At 38.8% G+C, this 20,097-nt stretch carries 18 protein-coding genes; 6 read left to right on the plus strand and 12 right to left on the minus strand.

Annotation, left to right across the window (positions count from 1 at the left end):
• Window positions 1-1,736: 1,736 nt before the first annotated feature.
• From PP2015_RS10235 to PP2015_RS21880, 4 genes are all read left to right on the plus strand, one after another.
• Window positions 1,737-2,126 carry a hypothetical protein gene (locus PP2015_RS10235; protein WP_058030177.1) on the plus strand — a complete coding sequence of 130 codons (390 nt, stop codon included), beginning with the start codon at window positions 1,737-1,739 and terminating at the stop codon, window positions 2,124-2,126.
• A complete protein-coding gene (locus PP2015_RS10240; RefSeq protein ID WP_058030178.1) occupies window positions 2,126-3,538 on the plus strand; it encodes a tyrosine-type recombinase/integrase in 1,413 nt (470 codons plus the stop codon). Before PP2015_RS10235 ends, PP2015_RS10240 begins: the two co-directional genes overlap by 1 nt.
• Before the next feature lie 819 nt (window positions 3,539-4,357).
• On the plus strand, window positions 4,358-5,659 hold the full coding sequence (locus PP2015_RS10245; RefSeq protein ID WP_058030179.1) for a hypothetical protein: 1,302 nt from the start codon (window positions 4,358-4,360) through the stop codon (window positions 5,657-5,659).
• 37 nt (window positions 5,660-5,696) lie between these two features.
• On the plus strand, window positions 5,697-5,840 hold the full coding sequence (locus PP2015_RS21880) for a hypothetical protein (RefSeq protein ID WP_157599081.1): 144 nt from the start codon (window positions 5,697-5,699) through the stop codon (window positions 5,838-5,840).
• A gap of 492 nt (window positions 5,841-6,332) precedes the next feature.
• Here PP2015_RS21880 and PP2015_RS10250 read toward each other — a convergent pair whose 3' ends face one another.
• The 10 genes from PP2015_RS10250 to PP2015_RS10290 all read right to left on the minus strand — a co-directional run bounded on the left by PP2015_RS10250 (window position 6,333) and on the right by PP2015_RS10290 (window position 16,246).
• Entirely contained in the window at window positions 6,333-7,769 is a 1,437-nt protein-coding gene (locus PP2015_RS10250; RefSeq protein WP_058030180.1) for an SEFIR domain-containing protein, read from the minus strand.
• Between the two features lie 121 nt (window positions 7,770-7,890).
• Window positions 7,891-9,027 (minus strand): DUF3800 domain-containing protein, encoded by a 1,137-nt coding sequence (locus PP2015_RS10255; protein ID WP_058030181.1) that lies wholly within the window; start codon window positions 9,025-9,027, stop codon window positions 7,891-7,893.
• A gap of 138 nt (window positions 9,028-9,165) precedes the next feature.
• Window positions 9,166-9,435: a DUF6953 family protein gene (locus PP2015_RS10260; RefSeq protein WP_206646022.1), complete on the minus strand. Its 270-nt coding sequence runs from the start codon at window positions 9,433-9,435 to the stop codon at window positions 9,166-9,168.
• Window positions 9,436-10,306: 871 nt separating this feature from the next.
• On the minus strand, window positions 10,307-10,633 hold the full coding sequence (locus PP2015_RS10265; protein WP_058030182.1) for a YbaB/EbfC family nucleoid-associated protein: 327 nt from the start codon (window positions 10,631-10,633) through the stop codon (window positions 10,307-10,309).
• Between the two features lie 57 nt (window positions 10,634-10,690).
• Window positions 10,691-13,120 (minus strand): DNA polymerase III subunit gamma/tau, encoded by a 2,430-nt coding sequence (gene dnaX, locus PP2015_RS10270; protein WP_058030183.1) that lies wholly within the window; start codon window positions 13,118-13,120, stop codon window positions 10,691-10,693.
• Between the two features lies 1 nt (window position 13,121).
• Window positions 13,122-13,667 carry an adenine phosphoribosyltransferase gene (gene apt, locus PP2015_RS10275; protein ID WP_058030184.1) on the minus strand — a complete coding sequence of 182 codons (546 nt, stop codon included), beginning with the start codon at window positions 13,665-13,667 and terminating at the stop codon, window positions 13,122-13,124.
• 168 nt (window positions 13,668-13,835) lie between these two features.
• Window positions 13,836-13,958, minus strand: a complete 123-nt coding sequence (locus PP2015_RS22130; protein WP_257720514.1) for a hypothetical protein — start codon at window positions 13,956-13,958, stop codon at window positions 13,836-13,838.
• A gap of 111 nt (window positions 13,959-14,069) precedes the next feature.
• On the minus strand, window positions 14,070-14,807 hold the full coding sequence (locus PP2015_RS10280; protein WP_058030185.1) for an HvfC family RiPP maturation protein: 738 nt from the start codon (window positions 14,805-14,807) through the stop codon (window positions 14,070-14,072).
• Window positions 14,807-15,649 (minus strand): HvfB family MNIO-type RiPP peptide maturase, encoded by an 843-nt coding sequence (locus PP2015_RS10285; RefSeq protein ID WP_455430555.1) that lies wholly within the window; start codon window positions 15,647-15,649, stop codon window positions 14,807-14,809. The genes PP2015_RS10280 and PP2015_RS10285 overlap by 1 nt, the downstream gene beginning before the upstream one ends.
• A gap of 96 nt (window positions 15,650-15,745) precedes the next feature.
• Window positions 15,746-16,246: an HvfA family oxazolone/thioamide-modified RiPP metallophore gene (locus tag PP2015_RS10290; protein WP_058030186.1), complete on the minus strand. Its 501-nt coding sequence runs from the start codon at window positions 16,244-16,246 to the stop codon at window positions 15,746-15,748.
• A 152-nt stretch (window positions 16,247-16,398) separates the two neighbouring features.
• Between PP2015_RS10290 and PP2015_RS10295 the strand changes: the two genes are divergently transcribed.
• On the plus strand, window positions 16,399-17,385 hold the full coding sequence (locus tag PP2015_RS10295) for a tRNA-dihydrouridine synthase (protein WP_058030187.1): 987 nt from the start codon (window positions 16,399-16,401) through the stop codon (window positions 17,383-17,385).
• Window positions 17,386-17,419: 34 nt separating this feature from the next.
• The gene (locus PP2015_RS10300) at window positions 17,420-17,788 is read left to right on the plus strand and encodes a hypothetical protein (protein WP_058030188.1); all 369 of its coding nucleotides are present in this window, start codon (window positions 17,420-17,422) and stop codon (window positions 17,786-17,788) included.
• Window positions 17,789-17,834: 46 nt separating this feature from the next.
• Here PP2015_RS10300 and PP2015_RS10305 read toward each other — a convergent pair whose 3' ends face one another.
• On the minus strand, window positions 17,835-18,797 hold the full coding sequence (locus PP2015_RS10305; RefSeq protein WP_157599082.1) for a hypothetical protein: 963 nt from the start codon (window positions 18,795-18,797) through the stop codon (window positions 17,835-17,837).
• Between the two features lie 44 nt (window positions 18,798-18,841).
• Window positions 18,842-20,095: a tetratricopeptide repeat protein gene (locus tag PP2015_RS10310; protein WP_058030190.1), complete on the minus strand. Its 1,254-nt coding sequence runs from the start codon at window positions 20,093-20,095 to the stop codon at window positions 18,842-18,844.
• Between the last annotated feature and the right edge of the window lie 2 nt (window positions 20,096-20,097).

Here is a 20,097-nt window from a genome sequence, read left to right on the forward strand (position 1 = left end):
AAGTTTTACTTAATTAGATAAGGCACGTTTTTCAAAATTATAGCTGTGACTAAATTTTTGTCTTTCACCACAGAGCTTTGTTTTTAGAAATGGATTGATTGAAAAATTTAAAGTTCTATTGTTGGTAGCAAAAAAACTTCTCTAATTAAATTGTCTTTGCAAATACTTTACCGAAGGTAAGGCTTTAAAACTCTAATTAAACACAGGCACGTATTTATAAAATTACCAATCCAGAAGCCAAAATTTTTCAATAGCTCTAATAACTCTTAGGCTTAATCATGCTCAACTAACATTTAGAACTATTGGGCTAGCTCTTAAAGTAAGTTAGTCACTTAAAATGTATTCATCTTCTTAATTACTATTTAGGAGCAAGTTTCAACTGGTGATGTTTGCTTTAACCTGCATATTATTCCTCGCAGGAAACTGAACATTCTGCGATAGGCTGGCTAATTCGAAATAATTTATAACCTGCGAGATATTGCAGGACATACGTTAAATAATAGTAGCGTCCTTCATTGAATGGTTATTCTGCTTGAGTATATCCCTGCAATACCTTGCAGAGAGTTACTTGTTCTTGAAAACCGTGTTAAGTGAGGTTACCTGTTGCTCTGCGATAGTCTCGCAGGCTGCTGGAAGCTGCTAAATCCCCCCAAACTTCAGCCGAGTTCATTAATTGAACTTTTCAGGCTAATTTTGATTTTCAATTTAAAACTTTCGTCAGAATATAGAAGCCAAGCCCCTCCCTCACATCATCACAAAATTGGTAAAAATTGAGTTATTAAAAATTAGTAGTGATTATTCTATGAATCATCACTTTTATTTTTTGGGGACGATTTCAGCTCAATCCCCTGTTCTATCATCCCCACCTCATAAACGAGTTTTTTTGGAGATATGTTTCGAAAAAAACAAACTCTATTGTATGACTAAGTCATTTTTTTGCAGAATTAAAACCTAATTCAATCCAACCTCAATCAATCGAAGTTTGATAAAGAGTTCTTATAATTGATGTACAAAGCTGAATGTGTTTTCAATTTTCTGAAAAGTATTTTCGATACTTTTTGCCAGCAAATTAAGAAGAAATATTTAATTGAGTACAAATCAATTTTCTGAAATTGGGGATTTTTTAGTATTAGCTTCTCAATTATTTGTCTGTAACAACATAAGAAAAGCACATTTCCTGATAATAACTTTCCTAAACTCTGTCTATCAATATCAGTAGAGATACATTCCCTCTAATTTAACTATCTGATTTATTTAGCAGCTCTTAGTTTTGTAGTGCTACAAAAATTAGCGCTAACAAAAGTAGTTCGGCTACAAATTACTTTTGTTAGAGGTTTTTCTATTACATTTGTAACCCAAACTCACTAAATCAGTAATCCGAAATGTATAGAAACTCATAGTTTTTGTTTCCCAATCTCAATGTATTTGTAACCGATATTTGAATTTTTCTTAGATAAATCAATGTTAATTTTCAGCGTAATGAATAAAGATCTAATGATAAAAGAGAGATCTTTTTCTATCGTTGTTATCAATTCAAAACAAGGCCTCAAATAATTAATGTCATTGCTACACAACTAGAACTGTTTCATAGCGTGTTTAATATCTCCTGAAAACGAAACTTCTCTTTCTCTTTATGCGTTCGGAGAAAGCTCCGTTGTTTATTCTGAATTTACTCATAATTGAGTGCAAACGATATGTGTCAATAATGGGCAGTACCTTAAATAAAGGGCACTACAATGGGAAACAATAATAAAAAAACACAATTGTCACTTTTTGACAGATTTGAGGCGAATGGCAATCTAAACCAATTAAGTGATACAGAAACAAATAAACACATGAGTATTAGAGCAATCACCGAAGCTGTTGAAGCTGCCTTCTTAGCGAAACAACAAATAAAAATTTTAGATAGGAGAATTCAATATTTAGAATCTCAACATGACCTACAAAATCATGACGGTTGGATGACTCTCGAGCAAGCATCTCAACAATTAGGGAAAACTGTTGCAGCTATTCGACAAAAAATAAAACACAAAAAGCAACCAATGCCTGAAGGTATTGTTTGGAAACAACATTCCAAATTTGCTCCGATATACGTGAATCTGCGTGCATTCAGGGAGCATATGTGATGACAAAAAAGAATCCTCAACTGGAGATAAAAAATGCTCTGAAAGCGGCTCCTGGCGTGTTCGTAAAAAGAAACAAATTGTATGTACAATTTAAACTGCCAGATAGAATAAAACCCAAAAAGAAATCAACAGGATTAAACGTATCGGTAAAAAACATCAAAAAAGCCAGTTATATCCTCGAATCAATCAAATTGGATATTACAAACGGATTTTACGAGCATAAGAATGATATGTTCTGGCGAAAGAATTTCCCACTAGATACGACACATCTCCAATCAAACATCGGCATTGAAAAATTATTTCATGAGTATTCCATCGCACATGTTAACTATATTACCAGTTCAATAAAAAACAAACTGAACACATGCCTAAACTGGGCTCTATACTACAATGTTGGGGTTGACGACATTGCTAGCATCACTTCTAGCCAACTCAATCAAATGAGACAAAGCTCTGTTAGTGGAAGCAGACAAGAGCTATTTTTTGCACGAGAGCTAGCATTTGAAAGAAATTTTCAAATGGATTATGGTGAAAATGCACTGGATTTTATTGATAATTCAGAACTGGAAATACTCAAGAAAAACTATTTCAAAGATCACCCTATTGTATTTGTTGGGTGTGCAAAATCTACAATTGAGGATTACACAATTAATCTGAAATCAGTTCTGGATTTCGCCGTTGAACAGAAATACATAACAAAGAACCCCGCACAAGGATTAAAAAAATTAGCAGTGGATAATTTCGCACTGCACATGCATGACGAGGATGTTAATCCATTCAGCAGGGAAGAACTAACCAATTTGCTAGAAACGATACATGTACCAAAAATTAGATTAATGGTACAGATGCTGGCATGGACGGGCATGAGACCTGGAGAACTAAAAGCACTGGCATGGGAAGACATTGATTTGGAGAGACGTCAGATCCATCTCAGATTAAATTTAGACCGCCAAGGGGCATTAAAACCAGTTAAAACAAGAGCATCAAAGAGAACTATCGATCTGTTGCCTGCAGCAGTTGAAGCTCTGAATCAGATAAAAGAAGAGACATTCCACTTACCAGCCATCACTGAAACTGTATTTTTTAACAACAAAAAAACAATTATTGAAAAAAGAAGGCGGGTTTTTCTAAGTAGAGAAAACAAGCCGTACAAGCGACCAGAACTCACAACAACACCCAAACAATGGGCTAACTGGTTAATTAAGGCTGGAATTTCACACAGGCCTGCATACCAGTTAAGACATACCTATGCAAGCCGTATGCTAATGCAAAGAGTTCCACCAACGTGGCTCGCGCGGCAAATGGGACACTCAGATACAAGCATGATTTTCAAGATCTACGGTAAATGGATTGCTGATGATGAGCCTGAATTTATGGAGCAGCTAGCTGCAGGGTTAGGACAGTCATATTAGAGTAAACAGCTTAGAAGCCTGAAATGCATTTAAAAGGAGCTTTCAGGCCTCTTAGAGAAAGCTGAACAAGTTTTATCTTGCCAGTCGCGCACAATAGGGTTCAATTAAAAAGAGCTGTCAAAAACTTTCTACTAAGAGTTTTCAGTTAGTTTTACATTCAACTAAGAACTACCATGATTTTGTTAGACCACGAACGTTTAGTCATCCAAAGTTACTACTCCATATTTTCTTTGACTTATAAAACAGCAAATGCACAAAAAATTGCAACCACCTAATTTCCCCCTGATTTGTAAGCAAATAGCCCAAGTGATAAATACAACTAACTACTAAAGTTGACCTAGTAACAACGCAAGTTGGGTGACCCTACTTTTTAAAAAGTCACATAGATATGGCAGTGATACACAGAAATCAACTCGCAAACATCGCCGTTTAGTGTCGAGCTATTGGTACTTATTGCTAGTGACGCTGTGCTAGAACAGCTTAACAACATATTAAATCTAGCGTGGAAAACCACTACTAACCACCTTACAAAAAACTAGCGACTTTACGAGTAAGGTGCTTCGCCTGAGTGCATTGCGGGTTATGTAACACGGTAACTTGGGTTGGTAGAAAATGGAGTAACCATAGCATTAGAGCAAGTGGCCACACAGGTATATAAAAGCGCGCTAGGTAAGCGAACAGACACCCAATTTGACGTTCAGAGTTTTTATAGGGATTGAACTGCTGGGGAAGGTGCCAGTGGGTTTAAGTGTTTATTTATTATAATTTATGAAAATTTCATAAATATTCACGTTAAATTCTCATTTTTAGGAGATTTTTATGGGATATGACAGGTTTTTGGATATTTGTTTGACAGATGAAAATTATCAAGTTGATGAAGTCTTTGGCAAATGGGTTGATGCTAACGACAATAAAATAGTCGGTGGTGCCAGACGGCAATCCGAACGGATGAATAATGCACCTATCGTACATTTGGGCACTTATGTTCAAGCCAATGATAACAGATCGATGACATATCTCTATAATGTTACGGACGTAGATGACCTAAAAGAGCGCTGTCACAATCGAATAGATATAGGGCCTTCATCGGAGGATGGCAAAGGGGTTATAAGTTTACCGCTTAAGTTGTCCGAGTTGGAAAACAGAGGAATCTCGTCAAATGTTGACGTATACAAAGCGCTTCTCAGATGGGTAAGTCAGCCGGGGTTTAAAGGCAAGATTCGCTTCAATTGTCACGGGGGGTTGGACAATCTAATGTCGATGAACAAATCCAAGCTGGTGAATGCTGGGGAAAAGATTGGCAACTGGCTGTTGGCCAATGGTCTAATACATTCAGGGCAGATGCCCCGAAGCGGTGTGGTAGATCACCGATTAGATCTAAAAGTGGAATCCGGTATTAAAACCATCAATATTGCTGCATGTTGGACAGGGTCTTCGACTAGGCAAATCCCGGCGGATTATAATGCGGCTTCGGGGAGATTTGAACCCAAGGCGGGATCTCTTTTAGATGGTCTAAAAACAACTCTGAGGTCAGCAGGCGCTTTTGACATTACCCTAACCGGCGCCTTTTCTCCAACGACTACTAGCACCGGAAATATTACAGGACAGCGAAATGCTTCGGTTCTGGTGCCCAAGAGAATTCCCAATGTTAAATTTAACCATGGCAAATATGAGACATGGGAGCCATTAGCAATCGTCAATCATAAAATCGATAGAACTTTGCTTATCGACATACCCTTTGCTGATTTGGGTAATGTTGCCGATACGGTTCAGCCCGGCCTAAATGGTCATTTTAGAGTCAAAAATGTTCAGAAAGTCCGGTTCAACAGTTTGATTACTGATCCTAGGGGAACCTTAATAAAGCTTGAAAGCAGAGATGACGCCATGTTTTGGCCATTGGAGAGCTGGGTTTGCAAACCAGCCTCAATATGCGGTGAGTATGAAATCTATCCGCCGCCGGGTTGGACAATTGAACCAGTGCTTCCCGGTGATACCAATTTGACGCTATCGTTGAAATATGACAACCAGCACAGCTTGGCTACCAAAAGTGACTCGGGCAAAACCGTCGGCAATTTTGTCAAAACGTCCCACTCATTGACAAAGTGCGAAACGACGACCTAATTCAATTGCACACAGATTAATAAAAATAGGAGGCATCATGCCGGATACAAAAAACGTCACTATCGAGAAAAACCCATTGAGTGTTTTTAGTCCACAGTCAGAAATTAATATCAATGGAGATCTAAATGAGATTGACGCTGAAGTTTTAGAAGACTTTTTTGTTGATGACGATGAGGAATAAATTTTCACTGCAAGCGGGTTGTCGATGTGAGTTGGCAGCAATAAACTAGACACCACTCAAACTTGCCCAACCGTAATCCGAATCCCTCAACGATAGCTAATGAAGCAAAGCCTTTACGTTGAAAGGGTGCGGTTATTCAGTAATAAATAAGAGTTTGATAGTGCCGAAAGGCACTAAGCTGCTCACGAGGTTTTAGTTTAAATTAATATAGTACTAATGAGTAACTTTCTCTGTGACGTCCCAATTAATTATCTAATCTAAATAACGAAATTACTATAAACCCCAAAACAAATAACAGGCAGAAATGTTGCAACCTGAATAGGCTGAAACGAAAACAAACATTAACAATTTAGAGCTAGTACACCTAAAACGCCTTTACGCCAAATTTGGCTGTTGGGAACGCCTGGCTCACCGAGCAAGTTTTGTTGCGGCTTTTTTGGAACAAAAAAAGGTGACACTAGAATTTGTCTGATGAAGCCGCTTGTTATACCTTTATGGCAATGTGCCTAGGCTCTCGTAGCCCAATAATACAGAAGGAATAAAAGACTCAAACCCCCATCTTGGCAGCCTTCCGCGATCTTGTTTATAAGATTCTAAAAGCTCAGACAAATCGCTAGGTGATTCAATTCCTAGAAGGACTTTAACTCTATCAAAGTATCTTTTGGACTTCGCGCGAGCAAATATCTCAAAGGAACTACCATAATGACCTAAATAAAGAAGTGTTTCAGGCCACCAACGGCTATAGTCATCGCTTGCAGATATCTCAGCACGCATAAAAGCAACAAAGTCCGCTTGCATTAAAAACCTGAAGTCCAAACCAGTTCCATGACACCGCTCTTTTAAAAGATCTGCTCGCAGTGACACCCTTCTTGTTTCTAACCGGTTATTCCTATACTCAAGCGACTCCATATACTGCCGGATATTTTCGAATCCAATCATAGTATCTCTACCATATTCAGAACGACCACCTACAAAATACTGCTGCAATAACAATGGAGCAGCTAGCTCGAAACGCTCGTACTTCAGAAAAACAGCAAGCGTATATAGAAAAATTTCGTGAACCAAAAATTTATAGTTATCGAATTCCCAGCGATTATAGGAAGTTATATGCTCCGGCCTATCCATATATGGTATTAGGCTTTCAATAAAACGGTGAACTCGTTCAGAAAACTCAAGTATTGGTTTGTACTGAGCGACCGCTATTAATATTTGAATATACTCGTTTCTAGAAGGTATAAATGATTCTATGTTGGTTACAATTACATCATCTATCTCACCTTGTATATCATGAACACGAAAACGCTCAAGATTTTCCGAGAATAAGCTCAGGTACTCATCAAAGCAGCCCGAAGCTGTAGATTTATCATTCTTTATGGCGTCCATAGAACGTTTGAAAGCAGATGAGGTTCCAAGTGAGATAGACTCATTTTCTTCTAAAAAACTGGGTTTCTTTCCAACCTCAGGCTTTACATAAAGTGGCTTGTTGTAAATCCATCTTAATAATTTTTCAAAATTATCTGCGTATCCATCCGGTTCGCTCAAATCAATATAAATTCTGGACTTATAGTAAGTTGGCAAGTGTGCCTTGCCGTTTTCATCTCTCTCCGTAACTACAACGACGAACTTATCTTGTTCTTGCTGTTCATACACTTCACGGGAAATAATCTGTGTCTCAGTGCCCACGCCGCCGCTTCTTCCATCAGCTTTTTCTGCATAAGTTCTATCTGAAATTATTGCTACTTTTTTTATTGCTGGGTCAGTTACCATCTTTTCCATAAAAGCATAAGCGTCATGACCTTCCTTGAGATCCCACTTGTCTAAAATAACATCCACACCAGATTCAGTCAGCTCGGTTGCAATCTGAAGAACAAGTTGTTCATGATCGTGATTTGACCAACTATAAGATATAAATAACTTCGGATTACTCAATTCTTCATTCCTTATTGATTAGTTTGGTGTTACCCACAAAAATAGACACCTAACTATGCAGCATTTGCGGATGGTTTTGAACGTAGCGAAAAACCATTCCGACAACATGCGCTTGTTATATTCACTTATCCATTGCTTCCATTGTTGCTTTTTGGTTGGCTTCAATTTTTTGGTTTAACTCTTTACCTGCTTTTATCATCTCAGGTGTTAGTTCTTGCTGCATTAATTGAAAGTGCCTCGCCTGGATAATTGCTAAAGACATGGATCTTGAAATAACGAAATCATCAGAATTGTCTAGTATCTTAGCTTTAGTTTCTTCAAGACTATTATTTTTAACATCCCTTTGAATTAACCATAAGAAAAGGTCAGCTACTTGTAATCCATACGATATCTTTGAGGATTCTAATCTAAATTCTCCCAAGTCGTATTCGACCTCTTTAAATTGAGGGATGCCACCGAATTTATCTTCTTCAAAGTCAACACCAAAAAACATGCGATGATACTCTCGCATCGTTCCTTTGAATTCATCGCTCTGATCGTGAATAAGTTCAGATACTGATACGCCATACTCTTTGCAAAACCTATGCGTGGCAGTTAATAAACTAGAAAATGCAATAATATTCGGTGTCTGTTTTTTATATGCACTTTTACCTTTAGCTGATATTAGGGTGAAAATATCAGGGTTATCTATCGCATAGCTTAGCCCAGCCGTGACAACTTCACATGCTCTTTTATCGTAAATATATGGAGCTTTTTCCAGCAAGGCTTTACATATATTGATTAGGCCGTCCAAATCGTCTTTTAAATAACAGTTCCAAAACTCAACGTCTAAATCGTCTTCCATCATGTCGTCTATTAATACACACAATGTGTGTCTGAATAGTTCAGTTGTGTACCAAAAAGGATGGACTGCGGGGTTATCCCAACAATCAAAGACAGTATCAACAAATTTTGTAGGTGCTATATACCGTTTTTGAAGTGTTGTGTAATGAAACTTCCATTGAGTATCGTCTAAAGCTTCTAATAACTCTAAGCAAAGGCTATTTACTTTCTCTTCTCCAAGTTCGTAACCATGCAATCTTTCCAATCCATTATCAGTGCAATATTTTTGAATTATTGGCGCAACTTTTGTTTCTATTTCACCAACGGATATTACTGCGCCTTGATAATAAATAGGTGACTTTTCACTAAAAATGTCTTTCCCTGAGTGTCCCGACTCATCGGCATATATGAAAGCACCTTCTTTACTTTTGCTCATATCTATCCTTATGTGACCATGCTGGCCTGTGAATATAACGCCTCGTTAAGAGGCAAAAAATTGTTGGCTATAATTAGCGACGAAGGAGCAAAAGCCAACTGTTTTTTGTCCTTTTAAACAACTTGTTATACGTAAAAGCTAATACTCAGAACGGCCTTCGTATTTTTCACCTTCTTCTAGTTGACGCCATGCTTTTTCATAACGATCCCAAACTACAGTACCCTCTGTTAATTTTCGAAACTCCCTTAAAAGAGGCTTGCTAATTGCCAAATTGCCATTACGCTCATTTTCATACACATAATCCATTCCATGATTCTTTTCTAATTCGTAAGCTACATCTTCTTGGTAAAGCCAACCTTTTTTAAATTGGGACAACATCCACTCTGCCATTTTTTTATTATCGCTCACAAAAATCTCCATTTACGTATAACAGTTTAATAGTGCGCAAATCGCGCATATTTCTAGCACATTAGTACTTATTTTTATTATTACTACATTTTTATCAAATTAGCTAACCTTTTGCTAGCTAACAAAATATTTTTATAGTGGTAAAGTACTCTAACGACAAATATGCGCTTATTGCTCATTTTCTTGAATATAGGGGAAATTGTTAGGTAAGGAATTAAAAAGCAACGCTCTCAAAGAACGATGAAGGTCTGATCTTCGCTCAAAGCAGCCCTTTAAGACAACTCTATAACTCATAATGAGGCATAAATGAGTCAGTGAAACATGCGCTTTGTAGACTAAAACCAATAACACAAGATATCGGTGACCGCTTCATAAACTCTCATAGCAGTCCTCCAACTGCAGTTAAATGCTACTAATTAGTAAAACAAGTCTAATACTCACTAATCCAGAATGTCTGCAACTAATTAGGGCTGACGCATCCAACCCGACCGCCAGGTTTGAAACAAACTTGGTCAATCCTCGAACAAAGCTTAAGAATTGAGTTGGTAACATCACTTAATTGATGACAGGCTATTAAGCATAAAACACTAAAACTATATATTCGTTTCCGAACACTATGAAATGATGTTTTTGTAACGTCAATACTATTAGGTTTGCTGTGAGCCTTTGATGCGAACATTAATGTGCCTAGGTTTCTAGGTGCTAAAAAGTATTACTGCTTAGTATTTGCGGGAGTTATATGGTTATTTTTCTCATAAAAAACAAAAAAGCTCAGGCGATTTATTACCTGAGCTTTCATTACTTTTTGTCCCCTCTTTGTCCCCGTGCGGGAATAAACAGAATAAAAACCTTTTAATTCATAGCATTAAGCTTAGAACGGCATTTTGAAGCCTGGAGGCATCTGCATACCGCCAGTAACATCAGACATACGTTTAGCTGACTCTTCACCCACACGACGCACTGCATCGTTTACAGCTGCAGCTAGAAGGTCTTCAATCATGTCTTTGTCGTCTTCCATTAAGCTTTCGTCAATTTCAACGCGCTTAACATTGTGGCTACCTAGCATAGTTACTTTAACTAGGCCAGCACCTGCTTCGCCTGTTACTTCTAGGCTTTTGATCTCTTCTTGGGCTTTTTCCATGCGCTCTTGCATCTGCTGAGCTTGCTTCATGATATTGCCCATTCCACCTTTAAACATAATACGCTCTCTTACATATATTTTATTTGGCTAAAAGATAAGGTCTATTGTACTCGATTACAATGCCTGTATGGTATTTTCATCGACCTTGGCACTAAATTGCTCGATGAGTTGTAATACAATAGGATCTTGATTAATCGTTTCTATCGCTTGCTGATGCCTATGTGCATCTATTTTTTGTTGAATCAGATACGGTGAGTCTATCACCCCTTCTGCAAATTCAACGATAAGTTCAACCTCTGAGCCGTACATATCGTTCAACGCTGCTTGAAGCTTTTGTCTTAAAATAGCACTGTCTAAATGACGCTGACTAATATCAACTTGAATGTTGGCTTGATTGTTCTCGTAGTGGTAAATCGAATGCAGTGCAAACTGACGCATACGACCACCCAGAGCCATTTTCTCAATCAACTTAGCCCAGTCATCTTGCTGATGGGCAAAACGAATTTCACTAATTGGGCTGGCAAACCCTTCAGGTACTGGCACAGCTTCTTCTTTAGGCGCTTCTTGCGCTTGCGAGGTTTGCGGTGCAATTTGCTCTAACAACTCAGGCGCCAGTTTGCTTTCGTCCGCTTTGTGTCTTTCGCTAAATGGAACTGGTTTTTTCTTCGGTGTTACTGGCGCCACATTTGAGTCGGGCGCGTTTTGCGCCTCAGACTTTTTTGGCTCATCTCCTTGAGCTGATAATAACTGCCCTGCCCCAGAGATGTTTCGGTTTTGCAAAATACGTGCAATGGCAGATTGTGCCTGCCCTTGTTGAGCTTGTAAGCGTGCAGAAGCTGACTCTGTATTTTGAGAGCTAGCGTCTTGCTGCGCTTGTTGTGTAGCCTGAGGTTCATAAGCAGGCGTATAGCCTTGCTCTTGTGCATCTTGCATCACTTGCTCATATTGCGCGGCTAATTCTTGCTCTTGAGGCTCTGGCGCATATTCTTGATGCGCTGGTACTTGCGGATTTTGCTGAGCTTGCTGATTAAACGCATTGCTTTCAACATTCAGTTGATTGTGTGGTTGCTCAATAAAATGCTCTTGTGAACTTTGTGCAACCGATTGAGTTAATTCTGAATGCTGATTAGTAACATTATGTTCTACCACTGACTGTTGGCTAGATTCGGCCTGAATAGGTTCGGCCTGCTTAGGCTGAGCTTGAACAGGTTCGGCCTGCTTAGGCTGAGCTTGAACAGGTTCTGCCTCAATCTGAGGCGTTGCTGATTGTTCAGGTATCTCAGATGCAGCATAAGTGTGCTGAGTGGTATTCCCACCTGCTGACGCATTATTTTGCTTTAAGCGAGCGCGAATGTCTTGCAAACCTTGTCTTGGTGACGCTGTAGGTGCAGGCTGAGCTTGAACAGAGCTGTTTGATGCAGGATCAGCTTGCATATTAGACGTGGCAGAAGGTTGACTATCTGCATGCTCAAACGCAATTAAACGCAGCAACACCATTTCAAAGCCAAGTTTTTGCTCTGGTGCCCACTGAAGATCTTTTTTACCATTTAACAACAATTGATAAAACAGCTGTACTTGCTGCGGATTAATCTGTTCACTCAGCGTTGCAATATCAGATTCTGAAAATGCCGATATTTTTGCTGCTTGTGGCACCAATTGCGTGAGCTGGATAGCATGCAGAAGTGCAATTAAATCGTCTAATACGGCAAGATAATTACCATTTTTGACGGCAATTTGTGCAACTTCATCCAACACTGCCGGTGCATCTTGGCAAAGTACTGAAGCCAAAATACTCACGGCATGACTAACATCCATCAGGCCAAGCATATCTTGAAGTGCAGCTAAAGTAAGCTGAGCATTAGTTTGTGCTATGGCTTGATCAGTTAAGCTTAACGCATCACGCATACTGCCATCAGCGGCTTTCGCCAGTGCCTTTACGGCAGGCTCTTCAAACTGAATTTTCTCTTGCGGCAGAATATGAGTCAGCTGAGATACAATTTGCGATTGCGACATCGCATTCAAATTAAACTGTAAGCAACGTGACAAAATAGTAATCGGTAGTTTTTGCGGATCTGTCGTCGCTAATAAGAATTTTACATGCTCTGGCGGCTCTTCAAGTGTTTTTAAAAGCGCGTTAAAACTGTGCTTTGACAACATGTGTACTTCATCGATTAAGTACACTTTATAGCGACCGCGAGTCGGCGCATATTGAACGTTGTCGAGGATCTCTCGTGTATCTTCAACTTTCGTTCTGGAAGCAGCATCAATTTCTATTAAATCAATAAATTTACCCGCTTCTATATCTAAACAGCTTTGGCACTTGCCACAAGGATTTGAAGTGATCCCTTCATCACAGTTTAGGCTTTTTGCGAATATGCGGGCGATGGTGGTTTTACCAACGCCCCGAGTCCCAGTGAAAAGATAAGCGTGGTGCAACCTTTGCTCATTGAGGGCATTTACAAGCGCCTGTTTGACATGCTCTTGGCCGACAAGTTGGTGAAAGGTTTGCGGACGCCACTTCCGTGCTAGGACTTGATAACTCATATTATTCGCCTTCGAACTCAACTAACTTAAGAATATTAATACCTAAGTCTGCAACACGTTGCTCACCGCCTAGTTCCGGTAGCGATACAACAAAAGCTGCGTCTGTTGCATTACCACCAAGCTTCTGCACAAGCTTAGCTGTTGCTTCAATGGTGCCACCTGTTGCAAGTAAATCGTCAACTAACAATACTTTGTCGCCTTCAACAATTGCATCAGTATGCAGTTCTAATACATCTTCTCCATACTCTAGTTGGTAAGATTGACTGATCACCTCACGAGGTAACTTGCCCGGCTTGCGCACTGGAATAAAAGGAATACCTAGTGCATAAGATAAAGGTGCACCAAAAATAAAACCGCGCGACTCTGTACCAATGATTTTAGTGAAGCCCTGATCTTTGTATGCCGCAATGAATGCATCAATCGTTTCTTTAAACGCTTTAGGATCAGCAAGTAAAGTGGTTACGTCACGGAACATAATACCTTCTTTAGGGTAGTTAGGTACCGTAGCGATACTGTCTTTGATCAGCGTGAGATTAGCTTGTGTCATAATGAAGCTTTCTATTTTGTAAAGAAAGTGATTATAACAAGAATGAGAAAAGTTGAAACTTTGAGAAATCACAAAGCCATGTTTTTAGCTTGTTTGCGCAATAAAACGGCAAAAGGCTACATAAAGTAGCCTTTAGTTAAGACAAAATGTCTTTATTTTCTTTGATGATTAAGCTGTAAAAGCCGTCGCTAAACCAAGAATTGCATTTAGACAGCCAATACCTACAAAAACAGCCAAGAAAGCAATGAAGTATTTAGCATTAAACGGATCTTTAAAATCACCCTTTGACATAGTACACCTATAAATTTTTAAGCACGAAAAAACGGCGCTCATAATAGACGATCCGAGCTATGCGTTAAAGTGAGAACTGCAAAAATTCGCTAAGCTGGTTACATAAAAAGGTTATTTGGTGACTACAATGCCCAACTCTGCCAAAGCGTTTAATGTTTGAGTTGCACCACCTAATAGCTGTTCCTCACTAAATTGTGGAATAATTTCATGCACTTTTGAAACAAGTTCTGGCAAGCCAATACCCGGGTTATCATCAAGTTGCCCTAACAATATCGCTGTCATTGGGTTTGAAGCGATAAAACCCACTTCATCCTCTTCATCACGATATACAACGAAATAATGGGGTTGTTCACTGGGCTCAGTTGGTTGAAAGTCTTCACTTATTTGATGTACTGGGTATTGATAAGACAGGTTACGCGCGGTGTTTGATAGATATAAAGGCTGATTGTCTAAGTTTGTAAGCTGTTTTTGAATTTCATCTTCAAAACAAACTGACACATCCAATTCAACCCACTCATAATGTGCAAGCTCTAACATAAATATGGGGTCACTTTCTTGCATAACATATTCATGCTGTAGAAAAGCTAAAAACTCTGCACTGATGTCTAAAAAATACGGAGATGAGCAATCATGGTTAATGAAAAAGGTGCGAATAAGTGTATGCCAATGTGGTTCACAATATAGGCTTTTAAGAACCGGAAAGGCTGAGCTCACAAACCCTTCAACGTTATTAAAAAACAGCTCTTTATAAACTGTCATTCTTTCTTCAGTTACATCATGAGGCTTTTCAACATTATCAGGATCACGAATATGAGCCATAAATGCATTTTGAACATCGATGAATGACACTAGGCAACCCCTTTACTTTTAGCTAAAAATTCTGATTGAAGTCGTTTAATTGTGTCTACTTCACTCAACACTTCTGTCATGCTCGGAATATTAAAGTCACGTTCGAGTAAAGTAGGAAATAAACCATGATACTCATAGGCTTTTGCGAGTAAATCCCAAACTGGGTCACAAACATTCGCACCATGTGTATCGACGAGAAGTGAAGTGCTTTCTTCATAATGCCCTGCGACATGACCATACACAACACGTTCACTTGGCATAGCTTTTAAAAACTCAGCTGCATCGTAACCATGATTCACGCTGTTAACGTAAATATTGTTTACATCAAGTAGTAAGTCACAGTCAGCTTTCTTTAAAACTTCTAAAGTAAATTCTTGCTCTGACATTTCTTGACCTGGAGCTGCATAGTAAGAAACGTTTTCGACAGCGATACGCTGCTCTAAAATATCTTGTACTTGCTTTATTCGATCAGCAACGTGTTTAATTGCGTCTTCTGTAAATGGAATAGGCATTAGGTCATACATGTGGCCCGAGCCTGAGCAGTAGCTCAAGTGTTCACTATAGAGTTTTATATTGTGAGTTTTAAAAAAACTTTTTAAAGACTTCACAAATTCAGTATCAAGCGGCTCAGGTGAACCTAATGAGAGCGATAAACCATGACAAATAAAAGTATGCTCATCTGTAAGTTGTTTAAACTGCTTACCAAATTTACCGCCCATTTTAAGCCAATTTTCAGGCGCGACTTCTAGAAAGTCGACTTGATTAGGAGGAGACTCGATAAAGTCATCCAACATTTCACGCCTTAGACCTAATCCGACCATGCCTATATTGCTAGCAAACATATTAATACCTTAAAGTTCATGGCTTTTATAAAATAAGAGGAAATTTTGCTAAGAAGTTTGAGGCAGATAACCTGCCTCAAAAAAGAACACTAAGAATTAGTGAGCGCCACCACATTTACCTTCGCCACACTTACCTTCTTTTTTAGCTTTGCCGCCGCATTTACCTTCGCCGCACTTGCCTTCTTTTTTAGCTTTGCCGCCACATTTACCTTCGCCGCACTTGCCTTCTTTTTTAGCCTTTCCGCCACATTTACCTTCGCCGCACTTGCCTTCTTTCTTAGCTTTGCCGCCACATTTGCCTTCGCCGCACTTGCCTTCTTTTTTAGCTTTGCCGCCACATTTACCTTCGCCGCACTTGCCTTCTTTTTTAGCTTTGCCGCCACATTTACCTTCGCCGCACTTGCCTTCTTTTTCGGCTTTGCCGCCACATTTGCCTTCGCCGCACTTGCCTTCAGATGCATCTAATTGATAACCAGAAGACATAGTGGTGAATGCAAATGGGTTAGCGTTCACTTCTGCTGAGGCAGTTAAACTCGCAGTACCAACAACGACAGCACCTAACGTAGCAGCGATTGATTTAGTTTTTAAATTTTTCATACTCGACCCTTTGGGATATTTCGTTCAATTCACTTAGTAGACCTTACGACAAAAAAGAATATTTCATTAAATCTAAAAAAATTCAATTTTAACTTAGCAACACCCTTCCTCTCGTTTAAAATAAGCGCCCTTTAAGTAGTATAGAGCAAGTTATGAAACTTATTTTGGCACCAATGGAAGGCGTTGTAGATTTTAAAATGCGCCAGCTTTTAACCAATCTTGGTGGCTTTGATTTATGTGTAACTGAGTTTATACGTGTTGTTGATCTCACTTTTCCAAGAAGAGTGTTTATCAAAACTTGCCCTGAACTATTAAATAATGGCTTTACCGAGTCTGGCACCCCTGTCCGCATTCAGCTTCTTGGTCAAGTACCCCATGCGCTCGCTGCAAATGCGCGTAAAGCCGTCATGCTTGGTTCACATGGGATCGACCTTAACTTTGGCTGCCCTGCGAAAACCGTTAATAAAAGCAAAGGCGGTGCGGTTTTATTAAAAGAACCTGAACTAATGTACCAAATTATAAAGGCAGTTAGAGAGTCAGTTCCTGATGAACATGAGGTCAGTGCAAAGATACGCCTAGGCTTTGATGATGACAGTAATACTGCCGAAATTGTTGATGCTGTACAAAGTGCAGGTGCATCAAGCTTAGCTATTCATGCAAGAACAAAACGAGATGGCTATAAGCCCCCTGCATATTGGGAGAAAATAAAGCCTCTTCTTGAACGAGTCACTATACCTATTGTCGCAAACGGTGAAATTTGGCAAGTTGAAGATGCTTACCGTTGTCAAGAACGCAGTGGTTGTTCAGATTTAATGCTTGGTCGAGGCGCTTTGGCAACTCCTGACTTAGCTGCAAAGATTAAAGCTCACAGAAGTAATAAATCTTACAAACCTTTATCTTGGGAAAATGTAATATTTCACATTTTACACTCATCAATGCATCAAGACCCTTCATTAAGTGAAAAATACTTTTCATCAAGAACTAAGCAATGGCTTGGCTACCTTAAACTGCAATATCCTCAAGCCAATGACCTATTCGATGAGATCAGAAAGATTAAAAGAAAAGACGAGGTTGTTTCTGTGCTAGAGAAATATGCAAAGTGTCCTAGCATTGATTCAAATCATAACGATTTAGCCTAGAAGTACCATAATGATTGTTCATAGGAGAGCGATCATGAATGCAAATCAAACTAAAGACTTTCAAAGCAAGCTAAAAATAGAATTAGACTCTGTTCGATGTGAGTTTTTAAATGAGCTTAAAGACGCACAACATGAGTTTACTGGCGAACTGGCTTCAATGTTAGAAAACTCCACACCAGGAGAGTGGATTGACTTAGCAGCCACTAAAATTAACCCAAACCAATTCCCACGTTTTCAACGTTTAATGGAATTAGAGGCTGCTTTATGCCAAATTGATATAGGTCAATTTGGTTACTGTTGTGATTGTGAGACCAAACTCGAACTTCATTACCTTGCAAAAGATCCTGCGCAACAACGTTGCCCTATTTGTGAAGAGAAAAAGCGGAAAAAAGTACATAACTGATTAAAAAGGCCTTAGCATTAAAGGCCTTTTTGTTATCAATTTCGCTTTAAAAATAAACCCTAGCTAAAGATAAAACTGCTGCGGGTTTCATGACGATATATTCTAATAATTCCTTTGCTTGTTCTGGTTCCAATGAAATCTTTTGATTTAATACAACCATAGCCTGTTGCTCTGACCAAGCCTGATAATGAATTCCCAAATCAATCTCCGCTAATACTAGCATTAAATACTTATATGATAGTAAGTCCTGTTTTTCACACTGGTCAAAAGTCGCATGAAGATTAACAAATTCGTGCTGCCAATTCATTCCATCCACAATCGAACAATACTTCTTAGCAATTTCAACTAAATCAAGTGATTTAAACCCATTATCTTGATAATCGAAATCACTCGTTAAATCTTGAATTTTGGCCAAAATGACCTGAGGGTTTTCTACACTGCCGATATAATGATTAACCTTACTTTGATACCACTCTTTACCATTTGGTAGTTGGTAAAGGCCTAAACGACTTCTTGGCTTGTATGTTTTAAGATATTCAGTTAAATCACTTAATGACTTCTGGGCAGAATAAGTTTTCAATTTTTCTAATTCATACCTGTTATAAAGAATCTTACTTCGCTTAGCATCATCTAATCGAGTAAGCACTAATTCTTGCCACGCCTGTTTTTGTTCTTCATTGAGATTATTAGCAACATTGATGGATGCTGGCCAAGGCAAATATCGTTCTGGGTAGCGTTCTTGAATTATCAGATAATTTAATTCTTGAATTTGAAATTCAGTAAATAGCTTAACATCGGCTTCATTTAATGCTGTATGTCTTTGCTTTAAATAAGCTTCACTGAATGGTAATAGCTTTGATGCATCTTGCTGCGCATTAGCCAATAAAACAGCATTAATCTCTTTTAGCTGCGTTCGTACTTCTGTAAAAGAGTTTTGTCCTTTCTGCTCTGTGCATGCGGATAGCAGGAGCAAAATGAGGGATGAAATTAAAAAAGGTTTTTTACTCACTTTCATTTCCAACTATAAAAAAAGCCCCTTTCGGGGCTTTTTATTTATAAGCTTATGCCTTTACGTTGAGCTTTGTCCTTAATGAACGTTGCCCAACCTCTAGCAAACTTACGAGTACGAGGATCGTCTTGTGCTTTGACTATCGCTCTGTAAGCTTGCTTATACTTCTCTTGGTATAAGTAAGCTTCAGCTAAGTCAGAGTAAGTCGAACCCTTCTTGTCAGTACCTAACTCAAGCGCTTTATTTAAACGCTCAACTGCAGCACTGTACTTTTGCTCAGTAAGTAATAAGTTACCTGCCTTTCTAAAAAGATCTGCGTCGTCATCAAACTTAGCTGCTTCTTCATAGTATTTAGCTGCAGTTACAAGATGCTTCGCTTGGTGGAAGTAACTCGCAACAGCTGTAACGTTTTGCTTAGTACGCTTAACTTTATCTTCCTTCAAAGCTTTTTCCATAACAATGGCTGCTTTATAAGGAATATCGTTTAGCGAGTAATAGCTGCTTAAAATTTTGTAGTGGTTCTCTTTCTCGAAATAGCCTTTTCTGTAAGCTACTTCCATAATTGTCTGACCTTTAGTGAACTGCTCGGTAGACATGTAGAAAGAACCTAGACGAGTCCAGTTTTGTTTGTCATCAGGGAACAACTTAACTAGAGTCTCACCAACTTCTACAACTTTATTAAACTGCTTAAGTTCAAAGTATGAACCGACCTTCAGCATAAAGTAATTTTTATTTGGCTCTTTTGCCAATTTAATTGCTTTGTCTGCTGGTTCGATAACTTTGCTAAATTGCTTTAACTCAAAGTAAGCCTGAGCAATTTTCGCATATACCTTGTCATCTTCTTCGCCAGTAAAGTCCATCCAGTCGTTGTAGGCTTTAACACCCTCAACATACTTTTGCTGGCCAAAGTAAAGGTCTGCAACAAATTTTAGGGTATCAGCCTGATCTTTGAAGTTTAGAACATCTTTTTCTACAGCACGCTTAACGAAATCAAGGGCCTTAGTATAATCTTCTTTTTGAGCATAGAAGTTACCTAAGTACCTATCTACAGTTGCTTTGTCGAAATCATTAGACGGGTCTAACTCTTCCATTAAAGCAATTGCTTCATCAAGTTGGTCGTTGTTGTAAAGTTCAAATGCTTTAACAACTTTCTTACCAGTACGCTCGCCCATGATCTTTGTCTTAGCTTTTTTACGCGCTTCGATTTTAGCTGGGTCAGGTGCAGCAACAGCGTTGCTGCAAACACCTGTAAGCGTCATAAGTAGCGCAAGAGCTGTTGCTTTATGTAATTGCTTCATTT

Source organism: Pseudoalteromonas phenolica (genome assembly GCF_001444405.1).
GTDB classification, from domain to species: domain Bacteria; phylum Pseudomonadota; class Gammaproteobacteria; order Enterobacterales; family Alteromonadaceae; genus Pseudoalteromonas; species Pseudoalteromonas phenolica.